This is a genomic window from Streptomyces sp. NPDC007162 (assembly GCF_040634175.1).
GTDB lineage: Bacteria > Actinomycetota > Actinomycetes > Streptomycetales > Streptomycetaceae > Streptomyces.
In genome coordinates this window covers 1-4,535 of record NZ_JBEYFC010000619.1, presented here as the reverse complement: position 1 = coordinate 4,535, position 4,535 = coordinate 1, and the positions used below count along the sequence as shown (strand labels likewise).

General features: G+C 72.7%; 4 protein-coding genes. All 4 read left to right on the top strand.

What is annotated here, in order from left to right:
- Positions 1–1,410 (top strand): ABC transporter permease (locus tag ABZ646_RS40630; protein ID WP_360531022.1); only part of this gene is annotated, 1,410 nt, incomplete at its 5' end.
- Between the two features lie 94 nt (positions 1,411–1,504).
- Positions 1,505–1,939 carry a GNAT family N-acetyltransferase gene (locus ABZ646_RS40625; protein ID WP_360531019.1) on the top strand — a complete coding sequence of 145 codons (435 nt, stop codon included), beginning with the start codon at positions 1,505–1,507 and terminating at the stop codon, positions 1,937–1,939.
- Between the two features lie 154 nt (positions 1,940–2,093).
- Positions 2,094–3,428, top strand: coding sequence for a hemolysin family protein (locus ABZ646_RS40620; RefSeq protein ID WP_360531016.1), 1,335 nt, complete (start codon positions 2,094–2,096; stop codon positions 3,426–3,428).
- On the top strand, positions 3,425–4,438 hold the full coding sequence (locus ABZ646_RS40615) for a hemolysin family protein (RefSeq protein WP_360531013.1): 1,014 nt from the start codon (positions 3,425–3,427) through the stop codon (positions 4,436–4,438). The genes ABZ646_RS40620 and ABZ646_RS40615 overlap by 4 nt, the downstream gene beginning before the upstream one ends.
- Positions 4,439–4,535: the final 97 nt, after the last annotated feature.

The window sequence follows — 4,535 nt, the reverse complement described above, 5'->3', positions numbered from 1 at the left end:
GCCGTGTCGCCGATGGCGGCGCTCGCGGACGCCGAGATCGCCGGCGTGGGCAAGCCGTTGACGGCGCGGGCGGTCGTGGGCTCGGTCGTCGGGGCGCTCGGGGTGGCCGCCCTCGCGGGCTGTGCGGCGGCCACCAGGACCGCCTCCGCCGCCTCGCTGCTCGGGCTCGGCGTCGTTTTCACCCTGATCGCGACGGTCATCGCCGGACCGCTGCTGGTCCGGCCCGTGATCCGGGTCCTCGGCGCGGCCTTCCCCGCGCTGTTCGGCTCGGTGGGCCGGATGAGCCAGCGCAACGCCCTGCGCAATCCGCGCCGGACCGGCGCCACCGCCGCCGCGCTGATGGTGGGCCTCGCCCTGGTCGGCGGGATGTCGGTGGCCAGCGCCTCCATGTCCAGGTCGTTCAACCAGCAGATCGACAAGACGCTGGGCGCCGACTTCGTGATCCAGAACGGCACCTTCCTGCCGTTCACCAAGGAGATCACCGACAAGGTCCGCGGCACCGAGGGCGTGGGGCTCGTCGTCCGGCAGCGGTTCGCGCCGGTGGCGGTCCGGCTGCCGGACGGCAAGCGGGTCACCACCACCGCCGCCGGGTACGACCCGCAGGTCGATCAGGTAGCCCACGTCGTCTACCGGGGCGGTGACACCGCGGCGGCGCTGGCCCGCGGCAGTCTCGGCATGGACGTCGGCTTCGCCGAGGACCACGGGGTCCGGCTGGGCAGTGAGCTCCCCGTCGAGTTCCCGGGCGGAAGGACCGCCGAACTGCGGGTCGGCGCCCTCACCGACCAGGACGGCGGCAGCGGCTTCGGCACCCAGGGCGGGCTGTTCTTCGGCATCGCCACCGTCGAGAAGTACGTCCCCGACGGCCAGGACTCGTCGCTGTACGTGAACCGGTCCGCGGGCACGAGCGCGGAGCGGCTCCGCGCGAACCTGGAGCGGACCCTCACCCCGTTCCCCCAGGTGCAGGTCCGCGACCAGGCCGACTACAAGAAGCTGGTCCACGACCAGATCTCCGTGCTGCTCTACCTGGTGTACGCCCTGCTCGGCCTCGCGATCGTGATCGCGGTGCTCGGCGTGGTCAACACCCTCGCCCTCTCCGTCGTGGAACGCACCCGGGAGATCGGGCTGCTGCGCGCGATCGGGCTGGCCCGGCGGCAGTTGCGCCGGATGATCCGGCTGGAGTCGGTGGTGATCGCGGTGTTCGGCGCCGTGCTGGGGCTGGCGCTCGGCCTGGTGTGGGGCGTGTGCACCCAGCGGGTGCTGGCGCTGCAGGGCATGAAGGCACTGGCCGTCCCGTGGGGCACGATCGTCGCGGTCGTGATCGGCTCGGCGGTCGTGGGCATCGTGGCCGCTCTGCTGCCGGCGCTGCGCGCGTCCCGCATGAACGTGCTCGCCGCCATCGCGCACGACTGAGGCCTGCCGGAGGCCGCCGGCGAAGCGCCCCGGCGGGTGCGTCCGGATACTGGAATCGACGGGTGCGCGAAGGCCGTCGTGGTGGGATCGGCGCATGACCGACCTGCGCATACGGGCCGCCGCGCCCGACGACCTGGACACCGTGCTCGCCTTCTGGAAGGCGGCGGCCGAGGGCACCAGCATCAGCGACGACCGCGCCGGGGTGGACCGCCTGGTCGCCCGGGACCCCGGGGCACTGCTCCTCGCCGAGCTCGACGGCGAACTGGTGGGGACGGTGATCGCGGGCTTCGACGGCTGGCGCTGCCATCTGTACCGGCTGGCGGTGCACCCGCTGCGGCGCCGCCGCGGTGTCGGCTCGGCGCTGCTGGCGGCCGCCGAGGAACGCTTCGTACGGCTCGGCGGGCGGCGCGGGGACGCGATGGTGCTGGTGCGCAACGAGACCGCCCACCATGCCTGGCGCGCGGCTGGGTACGCGCCCGAGGAGAAGTGGCGTCGGTGGGTGAAGCCGCTGACCGGGGCCACCGAGTGAAACGCTTTGCCGATCCTTTACTATTGGAGGGTCGTCCCGTTCCTCGATGAAAGGTGTGTGAGCGTCCGCCCATGGGCGAGCCTCCCAGTACTCGGCGCCGGCAACACCGCGCGGTCCCGTCCGCCCTGTCCGATCCTGGGACGGAGGTGACCCGATGACCGAAGTGCTCCTCCTGCTGGTGGCGATCCTGCTGTCACTCGCCTGCGGCGCCTTCGTCGCGGCCGAGTTCTCGCTGACCACGGTCGAGCGCGGCGAGCTGGAGCGGGCCGTGGAGCGCGGCGAGCGCGGAGCCGCGGGCGCCCTCAAGGCCGTACGGAACCTGACGTTCCAGCTCTCGGGGGCCCAGCTCGGCATCACGGTCACCAATCTGGTGGTCGGCATGCTCGCCGAGCCCTCGATCGCCAGACTGCTGGCCGGCCCCCTGGAGGCGATCGGCGTCCCGGCCTCGGCGGCGAGCTCGCTCGCGCTGGTGATCGGCACCGCGCTGTCCACGGTGTTCCTGATGGTCGTCGGTGAGCTGGTGCCCAAGAACTGGGCGATCTCCTCGCCGCTGTCCGTCGCCAAGCGGGTGGGCAACGCCCAGCGCTGGTTCAGCGCGGCCTTCCGGCCCTTCATCACCCATCTGAACAACACCGCGAACCGGGTGGTACGGCGCTTCGGCGTGGAGCCGGCCGAGGAACTGGCCTCGGCGCGCGGGCCCCAGGAGCTGGCGGCACTGGCCCGGCACTCCGCCAAGCAGGGCGCGCTGGAGCCGGACACCGCCGAGCTGTTCGTGCGCACGCTGAACCTCGCCGACCTCACCGCCGAGAACGTGATGACCCCGCGCGTGCAGGTGGTCGCCCTGGAGGTCCGGGCGACCTGCGAGGACGTGGCGAACGCGACCCGCGCGACCGGCCTGTCCCGGTTCCCGGTCTACCGGGACAGCCTGGACGCGGTCGTCGGCACCGCCCACATCAAGGACGTCCTGGCCATGCCCGCCGAGGAGCGGGCCCGGGTCCGTGTCGACCAGGTGATGCGCGACCCCCTGCTGGTCCCCGAGTCCCTCACCGTCGACCGTCTCCTGGACCGCCTCGGCGGCCGGCGCACCATGGCCGTCGTCATCGACGAGTACGGCGGTACGGCCGGTGTCGCCACCCTGGAGGACATCGTCGAGGAGGTGGTCGGCGAGGTCCGCGACGAGCACGACCCGCACGAGACACCCGACCTCGCTCCCGCGGGCGCCGACGAACAGGGCCGTGCCCTGTACTCGGCGGACGGCGCGGCCCGCATGGACCAGCTCACGCGCGTGGGACTGAAGGCGCCCGAGGGGCCGTACGAGACGCTGGCCGGTCTCGTCGCGGCCCGGCTCGGGCGGATACCCGAGACCGGGGACGGTGTCGAGGTCGCCGGCTGGCGGCTGGACGTGGTGGACGCGGTGGGGCGGCGGGCGTCCCGGGTGCTGCTGCACGCGCCGCTGGACGACGAGACGGGGCAGGGGGCCGGGCGATGACCGCCGTACAGCTGTTGATCGGTCTGGCGACGCTGGTGGTGAACGCCTTCTTCGTCGGCGCCGAGTTCGCGTTGATCTCCGTGCGCCGCTCCCAGATCGAGCCGTACGCCGAGGCGGGCGACCGGCGGGCCAAGAGCGTGCTGTGGGGTCTGGAGCACGTCTCCGCGCTCCTCGCCGCCGCCCAGCTCGGCATCACGCTGTGCACGCTGGTGCTGGGTGTGGTCGCGGAGCCGGCGATCGAGCATCTGCTGGAGCCGGTGTTCCACGCGGTCGGCGTGCCCCAGAGCGCGGGCCACGTGGTGGCCTTCGTGATCGCGCTGGCCCTGGCGACCTACCTGCACATGCTGCTCGGCGAGATGGTGCCGAAGAACGTGGCACTGGCCGAGCCGGTGCGCAGCGCGCTGCTGCTCGGCCCGCCGCTGGTGACCCTGTCGCGGGCGCTGCGGCCGGTGATCTTCACGATCAACGCGTTCGCCAACACCCTGCTCAAGCTGCTCCGCGTGGAGACCAAGGACGAGGTGTCGGCGACCTTCACGGACGCCGAGCTGGCCGAGATCGTCAAGGACGCCAGCGAGGCGGGCCTGATCGACGACCGGGCGCAGGAGCGGCTGCACGACGCCCTGGAACTGGGCCGCAGGCCCGTGCGGGACGTGGTCGTACCGCTGGAACGCGTCGTGTACGCGCGTGTGGGCGTCACCCCGGTGGAGCTGGAGCGGCTGTCGGCCGAGTCGGGGTTCTCCCGCTTCCCCGTGGTCGACGAGGTCCGGCGGATCGTCGGCTATCTGCACGTCAAGGACGCGCTGGACGCCTCGCCCCAGGACGTGGCGTTCCGGCTGCGGGACATGCGGCCCATCGCACGGGTGCGCGAGAGCACACCGCTGGACGACGTGCTCACCGCGATGCGCGGCAGCCGCACCCATGTGGCGGGCGTGCTCGGCGACGACGGGCGGATGGCGGGCCTGGTGACCATGGAGGACGTGCTGCGGGAGCTGTTCGGCCAGCACGCGTGAGCGAGCCGGCCCTGCCTACACGGCAGCCTGCGACCTCATCATCGCGTTGACCGTTGCCGCAGGTGGGGAGTCCAGCCGATGATCCAGTGGATCCGGC

What these genes read in the sequence shown, in the direction of transcription:
- ABZ646_RS40625 (WP_360531019.1), top strand. Translation starts at nt 1,505, where the DNA reads ATGACCGACCTGCGCATACGGGCCGCCGCGCCCGACGACCTGGACACC.
- ABZ646_RS40620 (WP_360531016.1), top strand. Translation starts at nt 2,094, where the DNA reads ATGACCGAAGTGCTCCTCCTGCTGGTGGCGATCCTGCTGTCACTCGCC.
- ABZ646_RS40615 (WP_360531013.1), top strand. Translation starts at nt 3,425, where the DNA reads ATGACCGCCGTACAGCTGTTGATCGGTCTGGCGACGCTGGTGGTGAAC.